At 72.2% G+C, this 24,524-nt stretch carries 28 protein-coding genes; 16 read left to right on the top strand and 12 right to left on the bottom strand.

Going from position 1 to position 24,524, the window contains the following annotated elements:
• Positions 1 to 202 precede the first annotated feature (202 nt).
• Entirely contained in the window at positions 203 to 958 is a 756-nt protein-coding gene (locus tag ACIQ1J_RS15600) for a HipA family kinase (RefSeq protein ID WP_403557240.1), read from the top strand.
• Positions 955 to 1,338: a DUF3037 domain-containing protein gene (locus tag ACIQ1J_RS15605; protein WP_403557241.1), complete on the top strand. Its 384-nt coding sequence runs from the start codon at positions 955 to 957 to the stop codon at positions 1,336 to 1,338. Before ACIQ1J_RS15600 ends, ACIQ1J_RS15605 begins: the two co-directional genes overlap by 4 nt.
• 21 nt (positions 1,339 to 1,359) lie before the next feature.
• Here the strand turns inward: ACIQ1J_RS15605 and ACIQ1J_RS15610 are convergent, their stop codons facing one another.
• Positions 1,360 to 2,223 (bottom strand): hypothetical protein, encoded by an 864-nt coding sequence (locus ACIQ1J_RS15610; RefSeq protein WP_403557242.1) that lies wholly within the window; start codon positions 2,221 to 2,223, stop codon positions 1,360 to 1,362.
• Positions 2,224 to 2,495: 272 nt separating this feature from the next.
• On the opposite strand from ACIQ1J_RS15610, the gene fabG reads away from it, so the two are divergent.
• The 5 genes from fabG to ACIQ1J_RS15635 all read left to right on the top strand — a co-directional run bounded on the left by fabG (position 2,496) and on the right by ACIQ1J_RS15635 (position 7,316).
• Positions 2,496 to 3,257, top strand: coding sequence for a 3-oxoacyl-ACP reductase FabG (gene fabG / locus ACIQ1J_RS15615; protein ID WP_121745780.1), 762 nt, complete (start codon positions 2,496 to 2,498; stop codon positions 3,255 to 3,257).
• Between the two features lie 43 nt (positions 3,258 to 3,300).
• Positions 3,301 to 4,062: an SDR family oxidoreductase gene (locus tag ACIQ1J_RS15620; protein WP_210959812.1), complete on the top strand. Its 762-nt coding sequence runs from the start codon at positions 3,301 to 3,303 to the stop codon at positions 4,060 to 4,062.
• A 209-nt stretch (positions 4,063 to 4,271) separates the two neighbouring features.
• Positions 4,272 to 5,858 carry an ABC transporter substrate-binding protein gene (locus ACIQ1J_RS15625; protein ID WP_403557243.1) on the top strand — a complete coding sequence of 529 codons (1,587 nt, stop codon included), beginning with the start codon at positions 4,272 to 4,274 and terminating at the stop codon, positions 5,856 to 5,858.
• A 93-nt stretch (positions 5,859 to 5,951) separates the two neighbouring features.
• On the top strand, positions 5,952 to 6,635 hold the full coding sequence (gene ung / locus ACIQ1J_RS15630) for a uracil-DNA glycosylase (RefSeq protein ID WP_403557244.1): 684 nt from the start codon (positions 5,952 to 5,954) through the stop codon (positions 6,633 to 6,635).
• Positions 6,636 to 6,758: 123 nt separating this feature from the next.
• Complete coding sequence (locus tag ACIQ1J_RS15635; protein ID WP_403557245.1) at positions 6,759 to 7,316, top strand: hypothetical protein; 558 nt, start codon at positions 6,759 to 6,761, stop codon at positions 7,314 to 7,316.
• A 27-nt stretch (positions 7,317 to 7,343) separates the two neighbouring features.
• Here the strand turns inward: ACIQ1J_RS15635 and ACIQ1J_RS15640 are convergent, their stop codons facing one another.
• From ACIQ1J_RS15640 to ACIQ1J_RS15650, 3 genes are all read right to left on the bottom strand, one after another.
• Positions 7,344 to 7,850: a hypothetical protein gene (locus tag ACIQ1J_RS15640; RefSeq protein ID WP_403557246.1), complete on the bottom strand. Its 507-nt coding sequence runs from the start codon at positions 7,848 to 7,850 to the stop codon at positions 7,344 to 7,346.
• Positions 7,851 to 7,962: 112 nt separating this feature from the next.
• A complete protein-coding gene (locus ACIQ1J_RS15645; RefSeq protein ID WP_403557247.1) occupies positions 7,963 to 8,475 on the bottom strand; it encodes a DinB family protein in 513 nt (170 codons plus the stop codon).
• Positions 8,476 to 8,517: 42 nt separating this feature from the next.
• Entirely contained in the window at positions 8,518 to 9,126 is a 609-nt protein-coding gene (locus tag ACIQ1J_RS15650) for a TetR/AcrR family transcriptional regulator (protein ID WP_210959803.1), read from the bottom strand.
• Between the two features lie 98 nt (positions 9,127 to 9,224).
• Here ACIQ1J_RS15650 and ACIQ1J_RS15655 point away from each other — a divergent pair, with 98 nt between their 5' ends.
• Positions 9,225 to 10,442, top strand: coding sequence for an FAD-dependent monooxygenase (locus tag ACIQ1J_RS15655; RefSeq protein ID WP_403557248.1), 1,218 nt, complete (start codon positions 9,225 to 9,227; stop codon positions 10,440 to 10,442).
• A gap of 13 nt (positions 10,443 to 10,455) precedes the next feature.
• Positions 10,456 to 11,361 (top strand): Gfo/Idh/MocA family protein, encoded by a 906-nt coding sequence (locus ACIQ1J_RS15660; protein WP_403557249.1) that lies wholly within the window; start codon positions 10,456 to 10,458, stop codon positions 11,359 to 11,361.
• Here the strand turns inward: ACIQ1J_RS15660 and lnt are convergent.
• On the bottom strand, positions 11,285 to 12,859 hold the full coding sequence (gene lnt / locus ACIQ1J_RS15665; RefSeq protein ID WP_403557250.1) for an apolipoprotein N-acyltransferase: 1,575 nt from the start codon (positions 12,857 to 12,859) through the stop codon (positions 11,285 to 11,287). The two genes, ACIQ1J_RS15660 and lnt, sit on opposite strands and share 77 nt — an antisense overlap.
• A 183-nt stretch (positions 12,860 to 13,042) precedes the next feature.
• Here lnt and ACIQ1J_RS15670 point away from each other — a divergent pair, with 183 nt between their 5' ends.
• Positions 13,043 to 13,783 (top strand): SDR family oxidoreductase, encoded by a 741-nt coding sequence (locus ACIQ1J_RS15670; RefSeq protein WP_403557251.1) that lies wholly within the window; start codon positions 13,043 to 13,045, stop codon positions 13,781 to 13,783.
• Between the two features lie 13 nt (positions 13,784 to 13,796).
• Here ACIQ1J_RS15670 and ACIQ1J_RS15675 read toward each other — a convergent pair whose 3' ends face one another.
• The 3 genes from ACIQ1J_RS15675 to ACIQ1J_RS15685 form a co-directional block, all read right to left on the bottom strand.
• Positions 13,797 to 13,976 (bottom strand): hypothetical protein, encoded by a 180-nt coding sequence (locus ACIQ1J_RS15675; protein ID WP_403557252.1) that lies wholly within the window; start codon positions 13,974 to 13,976, stop codon positions 13,797 to 13,799.
• A gap of 63 nt (positions 13,977 to 14,039) precedes the next feature.
• A complete protein-coding gene (locus ACIQ1J_RS15680; RefSeq protein ID WP_403557253.1) occupies positions 14,040 to 14,915 on the bottom strand; it encodes an undecaprenyl-diphosphate phosphatase in 876 nt (291 codons plus the stop codon).
• A gap of 137 nt (positions 14,916 to 15,052) precedes the next feature.
• On the bottom strand, positions 15,053 to 15,529 hold the full coding sequence (locus ACIQ1J_RS15685; protein WP_403557254.1) for a winged helix-turn-helix transcriptional regulator: 477 nt from the start codon (positions 15,527 to 15,529) through the stop codon (positions 15,053 to 15,055).
• Between the two features lie 101 nt (positions 15,530 to 15,630).
• Between ACIQ1J_RS15685 and ACIQ1J_RS15690 the strand changes: the two genes are divergently transcribed.
• Positions 15,631 to 16,800, top strand: a complete 1,170-nt coding sequence (locus ACIQ1J_RS15690) for a thiolase family protein (RefSeq protein ID WP_403557255.1) — start codon at positions 15,631 to 15,633, stop codon at positions 16,798 to 16,800.
• 7 nt (positions 16,801 to 16,807) lie between these two features.
• Here ACIQ1J_RS15690 and ACIQ1J_RS15695 read toward each other — a convergent pair whose 3' ends face one another.
• Positions 16,808 to 17,596 (bottom strand): TVP38/TMEM64 family protein, encoded by a 789-nt coding sequence (locus ACIQ1J_RS15695; protein ID WP_403557256.1) that lies wholly within the window; start codon positions 17,594 to 17,596, stop codon positions 16,808 to 16,810.
• A 49-nt stretch (positions 17,597 to 17,645) separates the two neighbouring features.
• Here ACIQ1J_RS15695 and ACIQ1J_RS15700 point away from each other — a divergent pair, with 49 nt between their 5' ends.
• The 3 genes from ACIQ1J_RS15700 (at position 17,646) to ACIQ1J_RS15710 (ending at position 20,800) form a co-directional block, all read left to right on the top strand.
• Positions 17,646 to 18,368: a DNA alkylation repair protein gene (locus ACIQ1J_RS15700; protein ID WP_403557257.1), complete on the top strand. Its 723-nt coding sequence runs from the start codon at positions 17,646 to 17,648 to the stop codon at positions 18,366 to 18,368.
• 295 nt (positions 18,369 to 18,663) lie between these two features.
• Positions 18,664 to 19,854, top strand: a complete 1,191-nt coding sequence (tuf, locus tag ACIQ1J_RS15705) for an elongation factor Tu (protein WP_403557258.1) — start codon at positions 18,664 to 18,666, stop codon at positions 19,852 to 19,854.
• 100 nt (positions 19,855 to 19,954) lie between these two features.
• Positions 19,955 to 20,800 (top strand): spermidine synthase, encoded by an 846-nt coding sequence (locus ACIQ1J_RS15710; RefSeq protein WP_403557259.1) that lies wholly within the window; start codon positions 19,955 to 19,957, stop codon positions 20,798 to 20,800.
• An 85-nt stretch (positions 20,801 to 20,885) separates the two neighbouring features.
• Here ACIQ1J_RS15710 and ACIQ1J_RS15715 read toward each other — a convergent pair whose 3' ends face one another.
• Both ACIQ1J_RS15715 and ACIQ1J_RS15720 read right to left on the bottom strand, forming a co-directional pair.
• Positions 20,886 to 21,908: a hypothetical protein gene (locus tag ACIQ1J_RS15715; RefSeq protein ID WP_403557260.1), complete on the bottom strand. Its 1,023-nt coding sequence runs from the start codon at positions 21,906 to 21,908 to the stop codon at positions 20,886 to 20,888.
• An 83-nt stretch (positions 21,909 to 21,991) separates the two neighbouring features.
• The gene (locus ACIQ1J_RS15720; protein ID WP_403557261.1) at positions 21,992 to 22,150 is read right to left on the bottom strand and encodes a hypothetical protein; all 159 of its coding nucleotides are present in this window, start codon (positions 22,148 to 22,150) and stop codon (positions 21,992 to 21,994) included.
• 570 nt (positions 22,151 to 22,720) lie between these two features.
• Here ACIQ1J_RS15720 and ACIQ1J_RS15725 point away from each other — a divergent pair.
• Together ACIQ1J_RS15725 and ACIQ1J_RS15730 are read left to right on the top strand one after the other, a co-directional pair.
• Positions 22,721 to 23,158, top strand: a complete 438-nt coding sequence (locus ACIQ1J_RS15725) for a DUF4442 domain-containing protein (protein ID WP_310875920.1) — start codon at positions 22,721 to 22,723, stop codon at positions 23,156 to 23,158.
• A gap of 108 nt (positions 23,159 to 23,266) precedes the next feature.
• Entirely contained in the window at positions 23,267 to 23,920 is a 654-nt protein-coding gene (locus ACIQ1J_RS15730; protein WP_403557262.1) for a DedA family protein, read from the top strand.
• 3 nt (positions 23,921 to 23,923) lie between these two features.
• On the opposite strand, the gene ACIQ1J_RS15735 is transcribed toward ACIQ1J_RS15730, so the two are convergent.
• Positions 23,924 to 24,457 carry a gamma carbonic anhydrase family protein gene (locus tag ACIQ1J_RS15735; protein WP_403557598.1) on the bottom strand — a complete coding sequence of 178 codons (534 nt, stop codon included), beginning with the start codon at positions 24,455 to 24,457 and terminating at the stop codon, positions 23,924 to 23,926.
• Positions 24,458 to 24,524 lie beyond the last annotated feature (67 nt).

The following is a 24,524-nucleotide window of genomic DNA, read 5'->3' on the forward strand; positions in this document are numbered from 1 at the left end:
TCGCACGTACGTTCGCCGATACCAGGCCGCTCCACCGGCCCGTCGACTTCCGCCAAAACGTCCGGCGTCAGGCGCAGACGAGGCCGTCGCCGTCCACCACGGGCCGCGGAGGTGGTCACACTCGGTTACTATGCACACTTCATGCCAGAAGCCGGAAGCAAGGGGCGGGCGGCCACCGATGTGCTGCCGGGAGGCGGGGGAGATGCTGAGGAATGTCACCGCCACCCGCTACATCACGCCCCTGCGTGAGGGCGGCTCGCTGCCGGGACTCGTCGAGGCCGACGACCTCGGCACGTACGTCCTGAAGTTCACCGGCGCGGGGCAGGGACGCAAGACACTCGTCGCCGAGGTGGTCTGCGGTGAACTCGCCCGCCGGCTGGGCTTGCGGGTGCCGCGTCTCGTGACGGTCGATCTCGATCCGGTGCTGGGGCTCGGCGAGCCCGACCAGCAGGTGCAGGAACTGCTCAAGTCGAGCGGCGGCACCAACCTCGGCATGGACTTCCTCTCTGGCGCGCTCGGGTTCGACCCGCTCGCCTTCGAGGTGAGCGCGGAGGAGGCCGGGCGGATCGTGTGGTTCGACGCGCTGGTCAACAACGTCGACCGGTCCTGGCGCAACCCCAACCTGCTGAGGTGGCGGGGCGAGGTGTGGCTCATCGACCACGGCGCGACCATGATCTGGCACCACAACTGGCCCGGCGCCGAGACCTCCGCCGCCCGCCCCTACGACGCCCGCGACCACGCCCTCGCGCGCTTCGATCCCGATGTCCGCTCGGCCGCCGCCGCGCTCGCTCCCCTGGTCACCGAGGAACTCCTCGCCGAGGTCACCGCCGAGATTCCGGACGTGTGGCTGCTGGACGAACCCGGCTTCGCCGCGCCCGACGATCTCCGGCGCGCCTACGCCCGCCCCCTGCTCGGACGGGCCGCCACGATCCACGACCGCATCCAGGGGGACCGGTGAGCGACCGCCACGTCTTCGAGTACGCGCTGCTGCGCGTCGTACCCCGCGTCGAGCGCGGGGAGTGCGTCAACGCCGGGGTGCTCGTGTACTGCCGGGCCGAGTCCTACGTGGGTGCCCGCATCCACCTCGACGAGCGCCGGTTGCTGGCCCTCGACCCGGACGTCGATCTGCCGGGCGTGTGTGCCGCCCTGCGTGCCGTCGAGGGCGTGTGCACCGGCGGGGACGCGGCGGGCCAGGCGGCCGGTGACGATCCCGGCCGCCGCTTCCGGTGGCTCATCGCCCCCCGCTCCACCATCGTCCGGCCCGGCCCCGTCCACACCGGCCTCACGGCCGACCCGGCGGCCGAGGCGGAGCGGCTGCTCGACCTGCTGGTGCGGTAGCCGCGCCCCGCGTTCCTCGCCTCAGACGCGTCGGCGGCGCCTGAGCACGTAGGCCGTGGCCAGCGCGGCGCTCGTCACGCAGCTCAGTCCGATCCCGATGTCCCAGCCGCTCGGCCCGATGCCCGAGGTGCCGCCCAGCCCGCCCTGCGTGCCGCGCGTCGGCGCGACGGTGGGGGAGGCGGAGGGAACCGGCGTGCTGGTGACCGGGGCCGGTGCGGTCGGGGTGGCACGCGGCACGGAGGTCGCGGAGATGGTCGGGACGGAGTCCCGCTTCGGCGGTGCCCCGCGGGCCGCGCTCCAGTCGGTCTGCCGGGCGGCGTCGATGCCGCCCAGGTCGAGTCGGTTCTCGTCGGGTCGGCCCTGGTCGATGCCGCCCTGGCCGACGTTCTGGCCGCTTCCGCCCTGGTCGGGTCGGGCCGAGTCGAATCCGCCTTCGCCGAATCCGCCCTCGTCGAATCCGCCTTCGCCGAATCCGCCCTCGTCGAATCCGCCTTCGCCGACTCCGCCCTCGTCGAATCCGCCTTCGCCGACTCCGCCTTCGCCGAATCCGCCCTCGTCGAACCCGCCTTCGCCGAATCCGCCCTCGTCGGGCCGGTACGCGTCGAGGGCGCCCTCGTCGAGCCGTCCTTCGTCGGCTCCGTTCTCGTCGGTTCCGTCGCCGTCGGCTCCGCTCCCGTCGGACGGGTCTTCGGCGAGTGCGCCCGGAGCGAGGGAGCCGGGGGCGAACGGGTCCGGGTCGACCGGTCCGCTGTCGATGACGGGCTGGGACGCCTTCTGGCGGGTGAGATTCCAGGAGTCCGGGTCCTGGGGGTGTGCGGGGTGGGCCAGCGGCACGATCGCGGCGATCGCGACGGCTATGCCTGCGGCACCGGTACGACGGCGCATGGACGCCTCCTTTTCCGGCCACGAATGGCTCGCGCTACGACGCTAGGGCGCCGGTGGCGCGGGGGCCCGCAGCGATGGGCCGATCGGGTGGGCCGGGCGTGACGGCGCACCCGGGAGCCCAGGTAATGGATCACACCGGCCCGGTGTCCCGTTGACACCGGGTGCCAGGGCTTCTAGCGTCACGTCTGCGGAAGGTACTAAGCGGTCGCTCACCACCGGGCGCCCCGCAACGCTCCGCATGGGCCGCATCCCCAGGACGAGGAGAAGCAGCAATGTCCACCACTGAGCAGCGGGTCGCCGTAGTCACCGGAGCCGCGCGCGGCATCGGTGCCGCCACCGCCGTACGACTGGCCGCTGAGGGCCGCGCCGTCGCCGTCATCGACCTCGACGAGGCGGCCTGCAAGGACACCGTCGAGAAGATCGGCGCGGCCGGCGGCAAGGCGATCGCGGTCGGCTGTGACGTCTCCGACGAGGCGCAGGTCGAGGCGGCGATCGCCCGGATCGCCGAGGAACTGGGCGCGCCGACGATCCTCGTCAACAACGCGGGCGTGCTGCGCGACAACCTGCTGTTCAAGATGAGCGCCTCCGACTGGGACACCGTCATGAACGTGCACCTGCGCGGCGCCTTCCTGATGTCGAAGGCCTGCCAGAAGCACATGGTGGACGCCGGCTTCGGCCGCATCGTCAACCTGTCCTCGTCCTCCGCGCTCGGCAACCGCGGCCAGGTCAACTACTCCGCCGCCAAGGCCGGCCTGCAGGGCTTCACCAAGACCCTCGCCAAGGAACTGGGCAAGTTCGGCGTCACCGCCAACTCCGTCGCGCCGGGCTTCATCGCCACCGAGATGACCAAGGCCACCGCCGACCGCGTGGGCATGGGCTTCGACGACTTCAAGGCCGCCGCCGCCACCCAGATCCCGGTCGCCCGCGTCGGCGAGCCCGACGACATCGCCAACGCCATCGCCTTCTTCACCGGCGAGGCGGCCGGCTTCGTCTCCGGCCAGGTGCTGTACGTGGCCGGCGGACCGCTGGACTAGGTGACACGGGGACTAGGGAACACTGGGACTAGGGACCACTGACATGACTGAACTTCCCGGACTCTCCGGCAAGGTCGCGCTCGTCACGGGCGCCAGCCGCGGCATCGGCTACGGCGTCGCCGAGGCGCTCGTCGCGCGCGGTGACCGCGTCTGCATCACCGGTCGCAACGAGGACGCCCTGAAGGAGGCCGTCGACAAGCTCGGCTCCGACCGGGTCATCGGCGTCGCCGGCAAGGCGCACGACGAGGCCCACCAGGCCGTCGCGGTCGAGCGCGCGATGGAGGCCTTCGGCCGCGTCGACTTCCTGGTGAACAACGCCGGTACCAACCCGGTGTTCGGGCCGATCGCCGACCTCGACCTGAACGTCGCGCGCAAGGTCTTCGAGACCAACGTGGTCTCGGCGCTCGGCTTCGCCCAGCGCACCTGGCACGCCTGGCAGAAGGACAACGGCGGGGCGATCGTCAACATCGCCTCCGTCGCGGGCCTGTCGCCCTCGCCCTTCATCGCCGCGTACGGCGTCAGCAAGGCCGCGCTGATCAACCTCACCGCGCAGCTGGCGCACGAGTTCGCGCCGGGGGTGCGGGTCAACGCGATCGCCCCGGCCGTCGTGAAGACCAAGTTCGCCGCCGCCCTGTACGAGGGCCGCGAGGAGGAGGCGGCCGCGGCCTACCCGCTGGGCCGGCTCGGCGTGCCCTCCGACATCGGCGGCGCCACCGCGTTCCTCACCTCGGAGCAGTCCGCCTGGGTCACCGGTCAGACGCTCGTCGTCGACGGCGGCATCTTCCTGAACGCCGGCGTGGCCTGATATCGGCTGTCGCCGACCCACAAGACCGATCCCGGACACGGGCGCCGTTGACGAGAACGGCGCCCGTGTCCGCGTTCCGAGACCACGGGGACGATGACAACGTAGTCATCGCCAAATGATCAAAACCCCTGCTCAGGAGGGGGTTCAGGTGGCGTGGCGCTGCGGTATGGTCTGCCGACCCTTGGTACGGCAGATCGAGGAGCGTGCGCGTGTTCAACCGGAACCGAGGCCTGCGGCGGGTGGCGGCCATCGTGTCCATATCGTCGCTGGTCACCGGCTGCGGCATCCTGTCGTCCGACGGTTCGGGGGACGAGGGGCCGATCGTGGTGGGGACGACCAGCGCGCCCAGCACGCTGGATCCGGCCGCTTCGTGGGACGGTTCGTGGGAGCTGTTCCGCAACATCTACCAGACGCTGCTCAGCTACCCCAACGGCGCGTCCGCGCCCGAGCCCGACGCCGCCGAGCAGTGCGCGTTCACCGATTCCACGAACCAGGTGTACCGCTGCGAGCTGCGCGAGGATCTGACCTTCTCCAACGGGGACGCGCTGGACTCCCAGGCCGTCAAGCACTCGATCGACCGGATCAAGGAGATCAACGTCAACGGCGGTCCCGCCGGTCTGCTGGGCAGCCTCGACCGGGTCCAGGCGCCGAGCGAGCGCGAGGTGGTCTTCCACCTCAACAAGCCCGACGCCACCTTCCCGTTCGTGCTCGCCACGCCCGCCATGTCGGTCGTCGAACCCGGCGGCTACCCGGCCGACGCCCTGCGCGAGGACGGCAAGGTCGTCGGCTCCGGCCCGTACAAGCTCGAGTCGTACGAGGACGGCGAGCGGGCCGAACTCGTCCGCAACGACCGCTACAAGGGCTTCGCCGACCGCCACAACGACGCGGTCACCGTCCGCTACTTCAAGGACTCCGCCGGCATGGTGAAGGCGCTGCGCGACGGGGAGATCCAGGTCACCTACCGCGGTCTGGCGGCCGACGACGTCATCACGCTGCAGGGCAGGACCAGCAAGGACGAGGACATCCAGCTGGTCGAGGGCAGCGGGACGGAGATCCGCTACCTCGTCTTCAACCCCGAGGACCCGTGGGCGGGCAAGAAGGAAGTGCGCCAGGCCGTCGCCCAGGTGGTCGACCGGGCCGCGATCGCCCACAAGATCTACCAGGACACCGTCGACCCGCTGTACTCGATGGTCCCCAAGGGCCTGACCGGCCACACCACGGGCTTCTTCGACGACTACGGCGACCCCAGCGTCCCCAAGGCCCGCGACATCCTCACCGACGCGGGCATCACCGAGCCCGTCCCGCTCACCCTCTGGTACACCAGCGACCGCTACGGCTCCGAGACGGCGCAGGAGTTCAAGGAGATCAAGCGCCAGCTCGAGGCCTCCGGCCTGTTCACGGTCACTCTCGAGAGCCGTCCGTGGAAGACGTACGTCGAGGGCTACCAGAAGGGCGAGTACCCGGTGTTCGGGCGCGGCTGGTCCCCCGACTTCCCGGACGCGGAGAACTTCATCGCGCCCTTCGTCGGCAAGCAGAACGCCCTCGGCACGCCCTATCTCGCTCCCGAGATCACCGGCGAGCTGCTGCCGCGCTCACGCCGGGAGAGCGACCGTGCCAACGTGGAGAAGGAGTTCGAGCGGGCGCAGCAGATCCTGGTGAACGACGCCCGGCTGCTGCCGCTGTGGCAGGGCAAGCAGTACGTGGCCGCCAGTACGGACATCTCGGGCGCGGAGCGGGCCATGGACCCCTCGGCGATCATGATGATGTGGCAGCTGTACCGGAAGACCAGCTGGTAGGCGCCGGTACGCGCGGGCGGGCGCGCCCGTTGTCAGTGGTCGCCGGTAGGTTCTTCAGCACCGGAAGCGACCGCACAGCGTAAGGAAGTTGACGTGACCGACACCGCCATGCTGCCCGAGTCCTGGCGCGAGGTGCTGGGCGACGAACTGCAGAAGCCCTACTTCAAGGAGCTGACGGAGTTCGTCGAGGAGGAGCGGGCGAACGGCCCCGTCTACCCCCCGCGCGAGGAGGTCTTCGCCGCGCTGGAGGCCACGCCGTACGACCGGGTGAAGGTGCTGGTCCTCGGGCAGGACCCGTACCACGGCCAGGGGCAGGGCCACGGGCTGTGCTTCTCGGTCCGGCCGGGCGTCAAGGTGCCGCCGTCCCTGCGGAACATCTACAAGGAGATGCACGCGGAGCTGGACACCCCGATCCCGGACAACGGCTGTCTGATGCCGTGGGCGGAGCAGGGCGTCCTGCTGCTCAACGCGGTGCTCACGGTCCGGGCCGGCGAGGCGAACTCGCACAAGGCCCGCGGCTGGGAGCTGTTCACCGACGCGGTGATCCGCGCGGTGGCGAACCGGCCCGACCCGGCCGTGTTCGTGCTGTGGGGCAACTACGCGCAGAAGAAGCTGCCGCTGATCGACGAGATGCGGCACGTCGTGGTCAAGGGAGCGCACCCCTCGCCGCTGTCGGCGAAGAAGTTCTTCGGCTCCCGTCCGTTCACGCAGATCAACGAGGCGGTCGCGAAGCAGGGCCACGAGCCGATCGACTGGACCATCCCGAGCCTGGGCTGAGCCGGCGGACCGGCCGGTCGGCCACTGACCGGCCCGCGCGCGTCACGGGCCGCCTGACCGGGATTGCCGGTAGCTGCGGTTAGCGTCGTCGGGGACAGCCGACGGACGGGCACGGAGGACGCGGTGGCCAATGGACAGGAGCAGGCGGCGCCGGACGCCGTGCTGACGCGGATCGGGCAGGTCGTCATGCTGCACCACGCGGGCGACCGCGAGGAGGCCCGCCACCGTCTCCTCGGCCTGTGGGCGGAGATCGGCGAGCGCGGCGACCCGCTGCACCGCTGCACCCTGGCCCACTATCTGGCCGACACCCAGGACGACCCGGGGGACGAGCTGGCCTGGGACCTGCGGGCGTTGGCGGCGGCCGAGGAACTCACGGAGGACCGGTTCGGGGACCGGACCGCCGATCGGCCCGAGGGCGCACTCGCCGCCCGCGCCCTCTACCCCTCGCTGCAGCTGAACCTGGCCGCCGACTACGACCGGCTGGGCCACCGCGAGGCCGCCCGCGTACACCTGCGGCGCGCCCGCGGCGCGGCCGAGTCCCTGGCCCCCGACCGCTACGGCGAGGGCGTACGCGCGGCCATCGGCCGGCTGGAGCTGCGGCTCGGCGGCACCGGCCCCACCACGGACGGGCCACCGGAGCGGCCCGACGGGTGGTGGGGGCCGCCGAGGCAGCGGCCGTAGTCCCGGCCCGCGGCCGGGCGTGCGCGCTCAGTGGCCGTACGCCTGCTCGCAGATGACCGACTCGGGGCTGCCCGGCCGCCAGCCGCCGTACTGCTTGCCGAGCGAGCACACGTCGGCGTTCTCGCCGGTGTCCCGGCCGGCCGGCCGGGACACGTCGGGGACCTCGACGCGAGATCGCTCCCGGCCTGGCTCCCGCTCCGGTGTCCCGGGAGGTGCGGTCCGGGACCGTTGTTCCGGACGGGCGCGGGTGGCGGAGGGTTTCCGGTGCGGTGGGGCCGCTTCCGGTGGCGCCGTACGGCGCGGCTCGCCGGACGCGTGGTCCGGGGCCCGGGAGGGGCCGGTCATCTCCAGCGCCTCACGGGCCGGGGCCTGCACGCCCTGAGGCTCGGACGGACCGTCCGGGCGCGGTGCCGAGGAGCGGGCGCCCGCCGCCGACGGGTCGGCCGCGGCCGGGCCCTGGACCTTCGTACAGCCGGTCAGGGCCGAGACCGCCACGGTCACCAGGAGCGTTGCGGTGGTCGTCGTTCGATGCACCCGCGCCACTCTGCTGGGTCGGGCTCCGTCGACGGTGCCGGACAAGCGGAGGTTGCCCCGCACGGGTGATCTCCGGCCCCGTACGGAGGCCCCGGGGCCGCCGGGAGTGACGTCAGTCGCCCGTGGCGCCGTCGAGGCTCTCGCGGATCAGGTCGGCGTGCCCGTTGTGGCGGGCGTACTCCTCGATCATGTGGGTGTGGATCCAGCGCAGGGTGTAGCGCTCGCCGGTGCGCCGGTGCAGGCCGCGGGTCGGTGCGTCGAGGGGGACGCCGGCCGCGTTGCGCCGGGCGGCCTCGATCTCGGCCTGCCAGGTGGCGTGGGCCTCCCGCCAGGTGTCCGCCTCGGTCAGCAGGAACTCGCCGTCCGGGTTCTCGTCGCTGTAGTGGATCGGGTCCGCGTCCTCGTCCGCCAGCACCCTGCGGTACCAGCTCCGCTCCACCTCCGCCATGTGCCGCACCAGCCCCATCAGGGTCAACGTGGACGGGGCCACGGCGGCGGTCCTGAGCTGGGCGTCGGTCAGGCCCTCGCACTTCCACGCGAGGGTCTGCCGGTGGTACTCCAGCCAGCCCTCCAGCATGGTGCGTTCGTCGGCGTCGGCGGCTGGTTCGCGGCGTTCGGTTGTCATGTCGGCATCCTTGCTGATGAAGACCCCGCCCACCAGGAGATTTCAGCCGCCCAGCATGCCGTCCAGCACCTCGCGCAGGCCGGCCCGCACTTCGTGGAGGCCGGGCACCTGAGCGTGGAAGGTCCCGGCCACGCAGTTGAACATCAGCCCGTCCGCCCAGGCGACCAGCGACAGCACGTGGCGTGCCGGGTCGGCCGAGCCCATCGCCGTGACGAGGGCGCCGAGTTGTTCACGGAAGCGGGCGCCCGCCGCGTCGAAGTGGGCTCGTAGCTCTGGGCGGCGCGTGGCCTCCAGAGCCAGTTCGTACCGGGCCAGCGTCAGCTCGCGGTTGCGGGTCAGGGCGCGGTGCGTCGCCAGTGCCAGCGAGTCCACCAGCGAGTCCAGGCCCTGGCGCGGGTCCGGCATCTCGTCCAGCCCCAGCACCCGCGCCTCCCGGTCGGCCAGGCGCCGCACCGCCAGTTCCAGGAGGGCCTGCCGGGTCCGCGCGAGGTTGGACGTGGAGCCCTGGGGGAGTCCGGCCGCCTCGTCGACCGCGCGGTGCGTGAGCCCGCGCATCCCGCGCCCGGCGAGCAGGGCCAGAGCGGCGTCGGCGACGAGGTCGGCGCGGGAAGCGCCGGCGGGAGGCGCGGTGCGTGGGGTGCTTTCGGACATGGAGATCAACCTACCCGCTTCACTACGGCTGTAGTACAGTCACGATCGAAGGCGTCACTACAGCTGTAGTGAGCGGACGGCGAGTGAAAGGAGCAGCCATGACACGGACACGGCAGGCCGTAGTGATCGGCGGCGGTATCGGGGGTCTGACCGCGGCGGTGGCCCTGCACCGCCGCGGCCTGCGGGTCACCGTCCTGGAACGCGCCACCTCGCTCCAGCCGATCGGTGCGGCCATTTCCCTGTCGCCCAACGCCCTGCGCGCCCTGGACGTCATCGCCCTGGGCGACGAGATCCGCGACCTGGCCGCCTGGCAGGGCGACGCAGGCCTGCGCACCCCGGGCGGGCGCTGGATCTCCCGCTCCGGCGCCGAGGCCGCGGCGGCCCGGTTCGGGGGCCCGCTCGTGCTGCTGCACCGGGCCACCCTCATCGACCGGCTGGCCGCGCGACTGCCGCCCGACACCGTCCGCACCGCCGCCGACGCGATGCTCGCCGACCCCGGCGGCAGCGACCGGCCGGCCAGGGTGCGCACCCCCGACGGCGAGCTGGAGGCGGACCTGGTCGTCGGAGCCGACGGCATCCGCTCCTCCGTACGCGACACACTGTTCCCGCACCACCCGGGCCCCGTCTACTCCGGCTTCACCACCTGGCGCGTGGTGATCCCGGTGCCCGGCGCCGAGTTCGCCTCCCACGAGACATGGGGCCGGGGCCGCATCTGGGGCACGCACCCGCTCAAGGACGGCCGGGTCTACGCCTACGCCGCCGCAATCACCCCGGCGGGCGGACACGCGGCCGACGAGAAGGCGGAGCTGCTGCACCGGTACGGCGACTGGCACGACCCGATCCCCGCCGTCCTCGCCGCGGCCCGCCCCGAGGACGTCCTGCGCCACGACGTGCACCACATCGCCGAGCCGCTGCCCGCGTACCACCAAGGCCGGGTCGCCCTGCTGGGGGATGCCGCGCACGCCATGCCCCCGACCCTTGGGCAGGGCGGCAACCAGGCCGTCGAGGACGCGATCGTGCTCGCTCACCACTGTGACGACCTCGCCGCCTACACCGCCGCGCGCCTGCCCCGCACGACGGGCGTCGTCCGCCAGGCGGTCAGGGTCGCCCGGCTCAACCTGATGACCAACCGCGCCGGTATCGCCGTACGCGACACCGCGATCGCCGCGCTGTCCAAGGCCGGACCGGCCCTCTTCCTGCGCGGCTTCGACGGCATCGCGGACTGGCGGCCCCCGACGGGGGCCCTTCCCGCTCGAGCGAAGCCGAGGGTGGGGGAAGCCGTATGCTCCCAGCAGACCCAGGTCGGCGAGCGTTAGAGGAGCACACCCCGTGAAGGTCGGCGTCATCGGACTCGGCGACATCGCGCAGAAGGCCTACCTGCCGGTGCTCGCCACGTTGCCCGGGGTCGAACTGCATCTGCAGACCCGCACCCCCGCGACGCTCACCCGCGTCGCCGACGGACTGCGCCTTGCGGACGGGCAGCGCCACGCCGACCTCGCCCCGCTCCTGGCCGAAGGCCTCGACGCCGCCTTCGTGCACGCGCCGACGGCCGTCCACCCCGAGATCGTGACCCGGCTGCTCGAAGCCGGCGTCCCGACCTACGTCGACAAGCCGCTCGCCTACGAACTCGCCGACTCCGAGCGCCTGGTGGCCCTCGCCGAGGAACGCGGCACCAGTCTGGCCGTCGGCTTCAACCGGCGCCACGCTCCCGGGTACGCGCAGTGCGCCGAGCACCCGCGCGAGCTGATCCTCATGCAGAAGAACCGCACAGGCCTGCCCGAGGAACCGCGCACGATGATCCTCGACGACTTCATCCACGTCGTCGACACGCTGCGCTTCCTGGCGCCGGGACAGGTCGACGACGTGACGGTCCGGGCCCGTGTCCAGGACGGGCTGCTCCACCACGTCGTGCTCCAGCTCGCCGGGGACGGCTTCACCGCGCTCGGCGTCATGAACCGGCTCAGCGGCTCGGCGGAGGAGATCCTCGAGGTCTCCGGCCAGGACACCAAGCGCCAGGTGGTCAACCTCGCCGAGGTGATCGACCACAAGGGCCAGCCGACCGTGCGGCGGCGCGGTGACTGGGTCCCGGTGGCCCGCCAGCGCGGCATCGAGCAGGCGGCGCTCGCCTTCCTCGACGCCGTGCGCGCCGGCAAGGTGCTCAGCGCCCGGGACGCGCTCCAGACCCATGAGCTGTGCGAGCGGGTGGTGCGGGCGGTGGCGGAGCGCTCCGCCTGAGCCGCACCGCCCGTACACCCTCGGTGGCGGCCCAGGACGCGAGGATCAGCAGCGCCGCGTGCGGCGTCCAGTCGCCGTAGCGGACGTACGGCGTGCTGCCGTGCGTGAGCGGCACCTCGTAGATCCGCGACGCGCTCGCGTCGGTGCCGAGCCACCCCCCGGTGCGGGCGCCGTTCGCGTCGTAGACGGCGGAGACGCCGGTCAGGGTCGCGTGCACCATCGGGCGGCCGGTCTCGGCGGCGCGCAGTGCGGCGAGCGAGGCGTGCTGCGCGGGCGCCCAGGTGTGCTGGAAGGTGGACGTCGACGACTGGGCGAGCAACACCTCGGCGCCGTCGGCGGCGAGCCGGCGGCTCATGTCGGGGAACGCGCTCTCGAAGCACACCATCGGGCCGATCCGCAGCCCGTCCCCGGCGTCCATCACCACCTGCTCGGAGCCCCGCCTGCGGTCCTCGCCCGCCGCCTCGCCGACGGAGGTGGCCCAGCCGAGCAGTGAGCGGGCCGGCACGTACTCGCCGAACGGGACGAGCCGCATCTTGTCGTACCGCTCACCGGTCGGGCCGTCTGGGCCGACGAGCACCGAACTCTTGTAGATGCCGGGCTTGTCGGAGCGCCGCGCGTCCACGTTGACCAGGATGTCCGCGCCGGTCTCCCGCGACAGCGTCGTGAGCCGGCGTGCCAGGTCGGGCCGGTCGTCCAGGTCGAAGCCGACGCTGCTCTCACCCCAGACGACCAGGTCGAGGTCCCGGTCGGCGAGCCGGCGGGTCAGCTCCTCCTCGCGGTCGAAGCGCCGGTCGGCACTGTCCCGGCCGGCGACGATGCCGGGCTGCACGACGGCGATCGCGGCCCGCTCGTCGGTATCGGGGCGCGGTGACCAGACCCAGGCCGCGGAGGTGGCGGCGGCGGTGGCGACCAGCCCGGCCAGTGCGGGCACCCGGGCCCGGCGGACGGCGACGAGCACGGCGACGGCGACGTTGACGGCCACCACCAGGAAGCTCAGCAGCCACACCCCGCCCACCGAGGCGAGCCGCAGCGCCGGCGCCACCTGCCACTGACTCGCGCCGAGGACGCCCCAGGGGCCGCCGAGCCCCTCCCAGGAACGGACCAGCTCCACCGCCAGCCAGCCCGACGGCAGTACCACGAGCGACGCTGCGACCCTGCGGACCGAGGGCGCCCCGCCCAGCAGCCAGCGTACCAGCCAGCCCCACGGCGCCCACAGCGCGCCGAGCAGCGCGGCGATGACGAACGTGAACACATGCAGGTTGGGCAGCAGCCAGTGATGCATGGCCAGCATGAACCCGAACCCGCCGCACCATCCGTCGTACGCCGCCCGCTTCCAGGTCGGCGCGGTACGGACCAGCAGCAGCCAGGGCACCAGGGCGACCCAGGCCCACCACCACAGGGCCGGACCCGGAAAGGCGAGCACGGGCAGCGCGCCGGCGACCGCGGCGGCAGCCGAGCGCCGCCACGTGGAGGCGAGCCGGCGGTCGAGCGTCTTCATAGGCGCCTCCCTACCCCGTGGTCTCTTCAGTGTGCGCGCTCGACCAGGGCGGATTGCAGTTGATCACATCGGATGTCCGGGCCCCGGGAAGCGCGGCCTCGCCTAATATGATCGATGATCGATCAAATGAAACGGGGCGGCAACGCCTCTCGGTCCCACGACGATCCTCTGCTGGAGGTACTCATGAAGCGTCCCATCACGGTGGTCACCGGCGGCAGCCGGGGGATCGGGGCAGCGGCCTGCCTGCGGCTCGCGGCCGACGGGCACGACGTCGTCGTGGGCTACGTGCGGGACCCGGTGGCGGCGGAGGCGGTCGTCGCGGGGGTGCGCGAGGCCGGCGGCCGCGGTCTCGCGGTCCGGGCGGACACGTCGGCCGAGGCCGACGTCGAGCGGCTCTTCGACGTCGCGGAGGAGCGGCTGGGGCCGGTGACGGGGCTGGTGAACAACGCGGCGGTGACCGGGCCGCTGGGGCGGCTCGCCGACAGCGACACCGCGAACCTGCGCCGGGTCCTCGACGTCAATCTGATGGGCGTGCTGCTGTGCGCCCGGCGCGCCGCGCAACTGATGACCGCGCGGGGAAGCGGCGTGATCGTGAACGTGTCGTCGGGCGCCGCGACCATCGGCAGCCCGGGGGAGTACGTGCACTACGCGGCCACGAAGGCGGGCGTCGACGCCCTGACCCTGGGCCTGGCCAAGGAGCTCGGCCCGGACGGCGTCCGCGTCAACGCGGTCGCCCCCGGGGTCATCGACACCGAGATGCACGCCGCGATGGGCGACCCGGAGCGTGCCCGGCGGATGGGGGCCGCCGTTCCGCTGGGCCGGGCGGGACGGGCGGAGGAGATCGCCGCGGCGATCGCCTGGCTGATGTCGCCGGACGCGTCGTACACGACGGGGACGGTGCTCAGGGTGGCCGGCGGGCGCTGACCGAGCCGGCCGGTCAGGCCGCCTCGACGACCTCGCCACGGATCGCGGTCGCCCACTCGACCACCAGCAACTCGTACTCCGCACGCTCCTGCGCCGACAGGGTCCCGCCCGCACGCCGCCACAGCGCACGGATCTGATCGTTCAGCTCCGCGGCGGACCGCGCGAAACCAGGAGTCACGGAATTGGGGGACATGCGGACAAGCCTAGGTGCAAGCACTGACAGTGCGCTACCGGACGGCTACAGAAGCGGCTGCGGTCAGCCGGACGACTCCGCGGCGTGCGGGCTGAGGGCACCCGTCGCGACCAGGGCGAGGATGACGATGCCGAGCGCGATGCGGTACCAGACGAACGGCATGAAGCTCCTGGTCGAGATGAACTTCATGAACCAGGCGATGACCGCGTACCCGGTGGCGAAGGCGATGATCGTCGCGAACACCGTCGGCCCCCAGGAGACGTGATCGCTCTCCATCGCGTCCGTGAGCTCGAACAGGCCGGAGGCGAGCACCGCCGGGATCGCGAGCAGGAACGAGTACCGGGCCGCCGCCTCGCGGCGGTAGCCCATGAAGAGGCCGCCGCTGATGGTCGCCCCGGAGCGGGAGACGCCGGGAATGAGGGCCGCGGCCTGGCAGAGGCCGTAGATCAGGCCGTCCCGGACGCTCAGGTTCTCCAGTTCCTTGCGCTGCTTGGGCGCGCGATGCCGGCCGCCCTTCTCGTCCCGCGCGGCCATCCGGTCCGCGATGCCGATGATCACACCGACGACGATGAGCATGGTCGCCGTGATCCGCAGGTCGCGGAACGGGCCCTCGATGTGGTCCTTCAGCGTCAGACCGAGCACGCCGATCGGGATCGAGCCGACGATCACGAGCCAGCCCATGCGCGCGTCGGGGTTGCGGCGCATCGACTTGTCGGTGAGCGACCGCGTCCACGCCGAGATGATCCGCCCGATGTCCTTGCGGAAGTAGATGAGTACGGCGGCCTCGGTGCCGATCTGCGTGATCGCCGTGAAGGCCGCGCCCGGGTCGTGCCAGCCGGAGAACGCCGCGGTCAGGCGCAGGTGAGCGCTGGAGGACACGGGGAGGAACTCGGTCAGCCCCTGGACGAGTCCGAGGATGAGTGATTCGAACCAAGACATGAGGTTACGGGGTCCAAGTGCCGAGGAAGAAACGGGCGACGGGCACGCCGAAGCGCCGTGTGCGGTGATCAGGACCAGGCGTGCCGAGGGGCAGCGTAGCGCCCCAAAGTGAAGAGCCGCCCACAGGGGCGGAAGAGCTACTGGGCCACCGTCGGGCCCGTCACCGTCCAGCCCGGGGCCTGCGGATGGGCGGTCAGGTCCTCGTGCCGGACGGTGTCACCGCAGGCCCGGCAGGTCACCTGCGGGACGAGTTCGCTGCCGCATGCGTGTTCGACCACCATGGGGCGGTCGTCGTCCGCGCGCAGGTGCCGGTCGCCCCATTCCATGAGGGTCATCAGGACCGGCTCCAGCTCCAGTCCCGCCCTGGTGGGCCGGTACTCGAAGCGCTGCGGGCGTTCGCTGTACGGCTGCCGGGTCAGGATCCCCGCGTCGACGAGCCGCCGCAGCCGGGTGGCGAGGATGTCGCGCGGGGCGCCGATGTTGCGCACCAGCTGGTCGAAGCGGCCGTTGCCGAGACACACCTCGCGCAGCACGAGCAGGGAGTACTTCTCGCCGACGAGCGCCAGGGCATCGGCGATCGAGCAGGGGCGCGGGTTCTTGGGGGCGGCGGCCATGACCTCAGTCTAATTGAGGGTTTGTTTTTCCAACTCACGGAGCTATGGTGAGTCCACATTTCCTACTCACTGGTAGTCGCCGGCCATCGGAGGTCCGCACCATGCGTGATGCAGTCGTCGTCGAAGCCGTACGCACCCCCATGGGCAAGGGCAGGCCGAACGGCGCCCTCGCGCACGTCCATCCCGTGGAACTCCTCGCGCACACGCTGCGCACCCTCGTCGAGCGGTCGGGTGTCGACCCGCTGCTGATCGACGACGTCATCGGCGGCACCGTCGACCAGGTCGGCGAGCAGGCCATGAACACCACCCGATACGCCCTCCTGTCGGCCGGCTTCCCCGAGTCCGTCCCCGCGACCACCGTGGACCGTCAGTGCGGCTCCTCCCAGCAGGCCGTCCACTTCGCCGCGCAGGGCGTCATGGCCGGGGCGTACGACCTCGTCGTCGCCTGCGGGGTCGAGTCGATGAGCCGGGTGCCGATGTGGTCCAACGTGCCGCCCGGCACAGACCCCTTCGGCCCCGGCGTCGCCGCCCGCTACCCCGAGGGACTCGTCCCGCAGGGCGTCAGCGCCGAGCTGATCGCCGCCAAGTGGTCGCTCACCCGGGAGCGGATGGACACCTTCGCCGCCGCCTCCCACCACAAGGCCGCCGAGGCCTGGGACACCGGCCGGTTCGACGCCGAGACCGCGCCCCTCGACGGCGTCTCGCGCGACGAGTGCGTACGCCCCGCCAGCAGCGTCGAGGTCCTCGCCGGCCTCAAGTCCGCCTATCACGACCCGGCCTTCGCCGAGCGCTTCCCGCAGATCGAGTGGAACGTCACCGCGGGCAACGCCAGCCCGGTCAACGACGGCGCCTCGGCCGTGCTGATCACGTCGAGCGAGACCGCCGCCCGCCTCGGCCTGCGCCCGCTCGCCCGCCTGCACAGCTTCGCCGTCACCGGCTCCGACCCGCTGCTGATGCTGACGGGCGTAATCCCGGCCACCGAGAAGGTGCTGCGCAGGGCGTCGCTCTCCCTCGGCGACATCGACCTGTTCGAGGTCAACGAAGCTTTCGCGAGCGTGGTGCTGGCCTGGCAGCAGGAGACCGGCGCCGACCTCGACCGGGTGAACGTGCACGGCGGGGCGATCGCCCTCGGCCACCCCCTCGGCGCGAGCGGCACCCGGCTCACCACGACGCTCGTCCACGCCATGCACGAGCGCGGCGCCCGCTACGGCCTGCAGACGATGTGCGAGGCGGGCGGACTCGCCAACGCGATGGTCCTGGAGGCGCTGTAACGCCCCGTCAGCGCCCGCGCAACCGGTTCCGCTTGCGCCAGGCCACCACGGCGCCCGCCAGTCCCGGCAGGGCGATGCAGGCCAGCGCGATCAGGAAGGCGGGGGAGGTCGGTGCCGAGGCGCGGGCACCGGCGACGACGTAGGCGGCGGTATTGGGGATCGACCCCAGCGCGGTCGCGAGCAGGAAGGGCAGCAGGCCCATACGGGAGACGGCCGCGCAGTAGTTGGCGGCGGCGAACGGCACCCCGGGGAACAGCCGCGCCGCCAGCATCGAGCGGAAACCGTGCCGGCTGAGCTGCCCGTCCGCGGCCTTCAGCCACTTGCCCCGCAGCAGCGGGCGCAGCGCCTCCTGGCCCAGCATCCGGCCGAGGCAGAAGGCGATTCCGGCGCCGAGCACCGTCCCCGCCAGTGCCGAGGCGAGGCCGAGCTGCGAACCGAACAGGGCGCCCGCGGCCAGGTTCAGCAGCGGACGCGGCACGAAGGCGACGGTGCACAGCCCGTACGCCACCGCGTACGCGACCGCCGCCGCGGCGCCCCCGAGCTGCGGCGGCCAGCCGTTGGTCAGCAACTGCTGCGGCTGGAACAGCAGAACGGCGGTCGCGGCCGACGCGAGCAGGGCGACGAGCAGGGAGAAGCGGGACCACGGAGAGAGCAGGACTCTCGTCACGCGGGCGGCGAAGCCGGTCGGTGCGGCCGGCGCGACCGGCCCGGCGGCGGTGGCGACGGCGAGCTCCGTTGCTGCGGTCCGGGGAGAGACCGTGGCGGTGCCCCCAGAGCGGGCGGTGGCATCGAGCATCCGGTGACACTAACCGACAAATGTGTGTGATCGCCGTATGGTGCGTCTCATGAGCGTCACAGCCGAGGGAATTCCGGACGTGCCGCGCAGCCCGCTCGCCGACACCGTGATGGAGCGGCTCACCGTCGGGTACGCCGCCGCGGCCGATCCCGAGCGAGCCGTGGCCCTGCGGGCGTACATGAAGGACGTGGCGCCTTTCCTCGGCCTGACCTCCCCCGTTCGCCGCAGCCTCTCCCGCACCGTCCTGGAAGGTCTGCCCCGCCCGGGCGAGCCGGACTGCGCCGCGGTCGCGTTGCGCTGCTGGCGGCTGCCCGAGCGCGAGTACCACTACTTCGCCGTCGATTTCCTGCGCCGGTATGTGACGCATTGCTCTTCCGGTTTCCTGCCCGTGGTCCGGCATCTGCTCACCACGGCGCCATGGTGGGACACCGTCGACCTGCTCTCCGCGCACGTAGTCGGAGGGCTGGTCGCGGCCGACCGCGGCCTCACGGCCGACATGGACGCCTGGAGCGCGGACGAGGACCGGTGGCTGGTCCGCGCGGCCCTGCTCCACCAACTGCGCTACAGGGAACGCACCGACACCGACCGCCTCTTCGGCTACTGCCTGCGCCAGTCGGGCCACGGCGACTTCTTCGTCCGCAAGGCCATCGGCTGGTGCCTGCGCGAGTACGCCAAGACCGCCCCGGACGCCGTACGCGCCTTCGTGACCGAGCACGGGCAACGCCTCGCGCCGCTGTCCGTGCGGGAGGCGCTGCGCAACATCGGGCCGTAGAAGGCGGAGCCAGTACTCGAACACCCGGTACTCGAACTCCCATGCCGTAAAAACCATTCGACGCGGGCCAGAGCGTCGGCAAGGATCGGCGTCATGTTCCGGCACGCCTTCCACCTCGCAGCATCCGCGGTCGCGGATGCACCGAAGGCTGCCGTCCCCTTCCTCAAGGCCGCGACGGCCGCAGCCGACGGCGCCCGAAGCTGACCCTCCCCGGATCGTCCGGCGGACCCCGCAGGGGGAGGGTCGGCCGGCCCCAGGGGTCCCCGCCACCGCCACGAGGCTTCGAGGTACCGCCATGTCCAAGACGGCGTACGTCCGCACCAAACCGCATCTGAACATCGGCACGATGGGCCATGTCGACCACGGCAAGACCACCCTGACCGCCGCCATCACCAAGGTGCTCGCCGAGCGCGGCGCCGGCAGCACCACCCGGTACGTCTCGTTCGACCGCATCGACCGCGCCCCGGAGGAGGCGGCGCGCGGCATCACCATCAACATCGCGCACGTCGAGTACGAGACCGACACCCGGCACTACGCGCACGTCGACATGCCGGGTCACGCCGACTACGTCAAGAACATGGTCACCGGCGCCGCCCAGCTCGACGGGGCGATCCTCGTCGTCTCCGCGCTGGACGGGATCATGCCGCAGACCGCCGAACACGTCCTGCTCGCCCGGCAGGTGGGCGTCGACCACATCGTGGTCGCGCTCAACAAGGCCGATGCCGTCGAGGACAGCGAGGACGCGGTACTGACCGACCTGGTCGAGCTGGAGGTGCGGGACCTGCTCACCGCGCACGGCTACGGCGGCGACGCCGTGCCCGTCGTACGGGTCTCGGGGCTGAAGGCGCTGGCGGGCGACCCGCGGTGGACGGCGTCCGTCGAGGCGCTGCTCGACGCGGTGGACACGTACGTGCCCATGCCCGAGCGGTACCTGGACGCGCCGTTCCTGCTGTCGGTGGAGAACGTGCTCACCATCACCGGCCGCGGCACGGTCGTCACCGGCGCCGTCGAGCGCGGCACCGTGCACGTCGGAGACCGGGTCGAGGTGCTCGGGGCGTCCGTCGAGACGGTCGTCACCGGCCTGGAGACCTTCGGCAAGCCGATGGACGAGGCGCAGGCCGGGGACAACGTGGCGCTGCTGCTGCGCGGTGTCGCCCGCGACACGGTACGTCGCGGCCACGTGGTCGCCGCACCCGGCAGCGTCGTGCCCGCGCGGCGCTTCTCGGCGCGGGTGTACGTGCTGTCGGCGCGGGAGGGCGGGCGTTCGACGCCGGTCGCCACGGGGTATCGGCCGCAGTTCTACATCCGTACGGCCGATGTCGTCGGAGACGTCGACCTCGGCGAGGTGGCGGTGGCGCGGCCCGGGGACACGGTCACGATGACGGTCGAGCTGGGGCGGGACGTGCCGCTGGAAACGGGGCTCGGGTTCGCCATCCGTGAGGGCGGCCGGACCGTGGGTGCGGGAACCGTTACCACGGTGGGGTGAGTGCCCCTGGCCGTGCGTGGGGGACCGCGGGGCCCGTGGTGGCTGGTCGCGCAGTCCCCCGCGCCCCTTCGGGGGCGCTTGGCACAGGCACAATGAACAGGTGAAGGAAGCCATACCGCTCAGCCGCGTCACCGACCACGGCACCGCCAAGCTCATGCCCGACGTCGACCGGAGGCGGGCCTGGCTGCTCACCGTCGACGGGGCGCCGCAGTCGTACGTGGACCTGGACGAGCCGGCGCACCTGGAGTTCGAGTACACGCGCCGGCTCGGCCACGTCCTGGACACGGTCGCCGGGCCGGGGCGCGCCCTGGACGTGCTGCACCTCGGCGGCGGCGCGTTCACCCTGCCCCGGTACCTGGCCGCCACCCGGCCCGGCTCCCGCCAGGACGTCGTGGAGGCCGACCGGGGGCTGTTGGACCTGGTCGCCGAGCACCTGCCGCTGCCGGACGGCGCGGGCATCACCGCGCACGGCGCCGACGCCCGGGCCTGGCTGGAGGCCGCACCCGCGGACTCGGCCGACGTCCTGGTCGCCGATGTCTTCGGAGGCTCACGGGTGCCCGCGCACCTGACCTCCGTCGCCTACGCCCGGGAGGCGGCGCGGGTACTGCGCGCCGACGGCGTGTACGTGGCCAACCTGGCCGACTCCGCGCCGTTCCCCTTCCTGCGCCCGCAACTGGCCGGGTTCGCCACGCTCTTCGAGGAGCTGGCGCTGATCGCCGAACCGGGTGTGCTGCGCGGACGGCGCTTCGGAAACGCCGTCCTCGTCGCCGCGCACCGACCGATCGACACGGCCGCGCTGGCCCGGCGCACCGCCGCCGACGCCTTCCCGGCCAGGGTCGAGCACGGGCCCGCCCTGCGGAAACTCATCGGTGACGCGCGGCCGGTGCGCGACGAGGACGCCGTACCGTCGCCCGAGCCTCCCGCCGGGGCGTTCGGCATCGGCTGAGCGGCGCGCGGGGCGCCGCGCGCGCCGCCCGGCGGGCGCCTACGAGTCGGTCGGCGGGGCGCCTACGAGTCGGTCGGCGGGGCGCCTACGAGTCGGTCGGCGGTTCCTCGGTGAGGCGCACGGTGCTCAGGATCTTCTGGATCGTCGCCTCCGGGACCTCGTCGCCGACGCCCTTGGCTCCGTACAGGTTCCAGGTGACGAAGTCGCCCGCGCTGTTCTTGAAGGCGAAGGTGATCGCTTTGCCCTCGCTGTCGCACTTCCCCTTCTGCGGCGTGCCCTGCGAGTACGCGGCGATGACGCTGCCCTTGATACCGGACGTCGTGGTGTACGCCTTCGGCTTGCCGTACTTCACGCTCTTCTTGTCCGGCTGGGTGTAACCGCCGAAGATCCACCACGGCACCCGCGTCTCGGCCGCCATGTCGGTGTCCTTGGCGCCGCTCTCACCGCGGGTACCGGTGGTGGCGAGGGCGGTGCTCTCCTTGCGGCCGTCCTTGTTCTCGTCCGTCGTGCACCACTCGGACTTCAGGTAGGCCGGGGCGGTGACCGTGGTGCGGTCGGTCTTGCCCTTCTCCTCCCACTCGAAGCCGACGCTGGTGTCGGTGCTGTCGATCTCCCAGTCGGCGGGCACGTCGAACATGGTGCCGAAGCGCGGATTGGCGACGACCTTCCAGCCGTCGATGGTCGCCTTCAGCCCGTCGCCGCCCCGCGGGTTGTCCTCGTCGCCGGACGCGCTCGGGTCGCTGGACGGGGCCTCGGACTTGTCCGCGGACGCGCTCGCGGACGGCTTCTTGTCCTTGCCGTCGTCCGCCTGGTCGTCCTTGTCACCGCCCAGCACCAGGAACCCGGTGACACCGGCGGCCACCACCACGGCGAGCGCCGCGACGATCGCGACCACCTTCGTCCGGTTGCCGCCACCGCCCCCACCCGGGGACGGCTGCGGAGCTCCGGGGGGCTGCGGAGCGCCCCACTGCTGCTGCCCGTAAGCACCGGGCTGCTGCTGCTGGTAGCCGGGCTGCTGGTACGGATTCGGCTGCTGGTACCCCGGCTGCTGATACGGATTGTTCTGCGGGTTCTGCTCGCCCCCGGGCGGCTGCTGTCCTGGCCACATGAGAGGTCACCCTAATGCCGCGCAGGACACGATTCGGTCACCGGCCCTTGTCAGGGACGTACCGAAGTCGTGAACGTGCGTCCTCATGAGTCCGCCGGCGTGAACTCCCTGACGGTGCCGAGGATCTTTTGGACGGTGGCGTCCGGAACCTCGTCGCCGACGCCCGCGGCGCCGAAGAACGACCAGGAGACGAGGCCGCCGTCGGCGGTTTCGAAGGCGAACGTCGTCGCCTTGCCGTCCACGTCGCACTTGCCCTTCTTCTCGACCCCGGACGAACGGGAGAGGTGACCCAGGTGGGCGACTGCGGTACCCAGGAGGACGGTACGTCGAAGGCGATGCCGTCGTCGGGGTCGGCCACGACGCGCCGGCCCGCGACGGTCGGCTTCAGGCCGTCGTCCCCGCCCCGCGGATCGTCGGCGGCCGACGCGGATACCGAAGGGGAGGCGGTGGGGCCGGGCTCGGCCCGGCCCTCCTCGTCCCCGCCCAGAAGGACGGTCCCGGTCACGGCGGCAGCCACTACGACGACCCCGGCGGCGACGAGGGCAACGAGCTTCGTACGGCCGCCGGGACCCCGCCCGGGCGGCGGGGCGGCCGTGACCGTGGGTGCGTTCCAGGTGCCGTGTTGCCGCCCGGCGTACGGCTGTTGCCGCTGGTAGCCGGGCTGCCGGTACGGGTTGGGCTGCCGCGGGTCCGGGCCGCCGGCGGGGGGCTGCTCTCCTGGCCGCATGGGCGGCGAGCACACGACGATCATGCCGGATGCCTGGCCCCAGGACGCTACTCATGGGTAACCTGCTGCCATGAGCACAGATCAGATGTCGATCGGCGAGTTGCTCGCCGCCACGGTGCCGATGGTTAGGACCCTGAACCTCGAGTACCTGGAGACCACTCCGGAGAAGGCCGTACTGGCCCTTCCGGACCAGAGCGAGTACCGCAACCACGTCGGCGGACCGCACGCCGGAGCGATGTTCACGCTGGGCGAGTCGGCCAGCGGCGCGATCGTGCTCGCCGCCTTCGGCGACCAGCTCTCCAGGGCGGTGCCGCTGCCGGTCACCGCGGAGATCGCCTTCAAGAAGATCGCGCTCGGCCCGGTCACGGCCACCGCGACACTCGGCCGCCCCGTCGCCGAGGTCGTCGCGGAGCTGGACGAGGGCAGCCGCCCCGAGTTCCCGGTGAGCGTCGCCATCCAGCGCGAGGACGGTGCCGTGACCAGTGAGATGACCGTCATATGGACCCTGCGTCCCAACAGCTGACGCCCTTCGAACCGGTAGGCTTCCCGGGTCGCCTCGTTCGAGGCGACCCGGGAAGCGGCGCGAGACCCACCCGGAACGCATCAGGGACGCGAATCGGAGGGTCTGGCCTTGCACGTCCAGGAGTGGCTCGACACGGTGCCCGCGGCGGCCGTCTACGCCGTCGTCGGACTGGTCATCGGTCTGGAGAGCCTGGGCATCCCCTTGCCGGGCGAGATCATCCTGGTTTCCGCGGCCCTGCTGTCCTCCCAGCACGGCGGCGTCGACCCGCTGGTCCTGGGCGCCTGTGCCAGCGCGGGCGCGGTGATCGGCGACTCCATCGGGTACGCCATCGGCCGCAAGGGAGGCCGGCCGCTCCTGGCCTGGCTGGGCGGGAAATTCCCCAGGCACTTCAGCGCAGGGCACATCGCCACCGCCGAACGGTCCTTCCAGAAGTGGGGCATGTGGGCCGTGTTCTTCGGCCGCTTCGTCGCCCTGCTCCGCATCTTCGCGGGCCCGCTGGCCGGCGTGCTGCGGATGCCGTACTGGAAGTTCCTGATCGCCAACGTCCTCGGCGGCATCGTCTGGGCGGGCGGCACCACCGCCGTCATCTACTACGTCGGTGTCGTCGCCGAGTCCTGGCTCAAGCGTTTCTCCTGGCTGGGCCTGGTGGTGGCCGTGGGCATCGGCGTCGCGTCGATGCTGGTGCTCAAGCGCAAGGCCCAGCGGGCCGTGCCGGAGCAGGGCGCGGCGGCCGGACCGGAGCCGGCCCCGGCTGCCGACTGAACCTCACGGTCCCTCGTGGACCTCGTGATGCGCCTTCGCCAGCTCCGCGTACATCGTGCCGTTCAACGTGACACCCTGACGCTCCTCCTCCGTCAGCTCCCGCCTCACCTTCGCCGGCACTCCCGCGACCAGGGAGCCCGGCGGCACCGCCATCCCCTGCGGCACCAACGCCTGCGCCGCGACCAGCGACCCGGCGCCGATCACCGCGCCGTTGAGGACCGTGGCGCCCATGCCGATCAGGCAGTCGTCCTCGACGGTCGCGCCGTGCACCACGGCGTTGTGCCCGATGGAGACGCGCTCGCCGACGGTGACGGGGAAGCCGGGGTCGGCGTGGAGCGTGCAGTTGTCCTGGACGTTGCTGCTCGCGCCGACGGAGATCCGCTCGACGTCGCCGCGCAGCACCGCGCCGTACCAGACGCTCGCTCCCGCGTGGAGCGTCACGTCCCCGATGACCGAGGACATCGGCGCCACGAAGGCCTCCGCGTCCACCTTCGGGTCCTTGCCGCCGATGCCCGTGATCAGCGCCTGCTGCGTCATCATCGCCTCCTGCTCGGGTGATGTACGGCACCGTACGCCACCCGGTGGGGTGAAGATCACAGGCCTT

Source organism: Streptomyces sp. NPDC097107, assembly GCF_044762405.1.
Lineage (GTDB): Bacteria > Actinomycetota > Actinomycetes > Streptomycetales > Streptomycetaceae > Streptomyces > Streptomyces thinghirensis.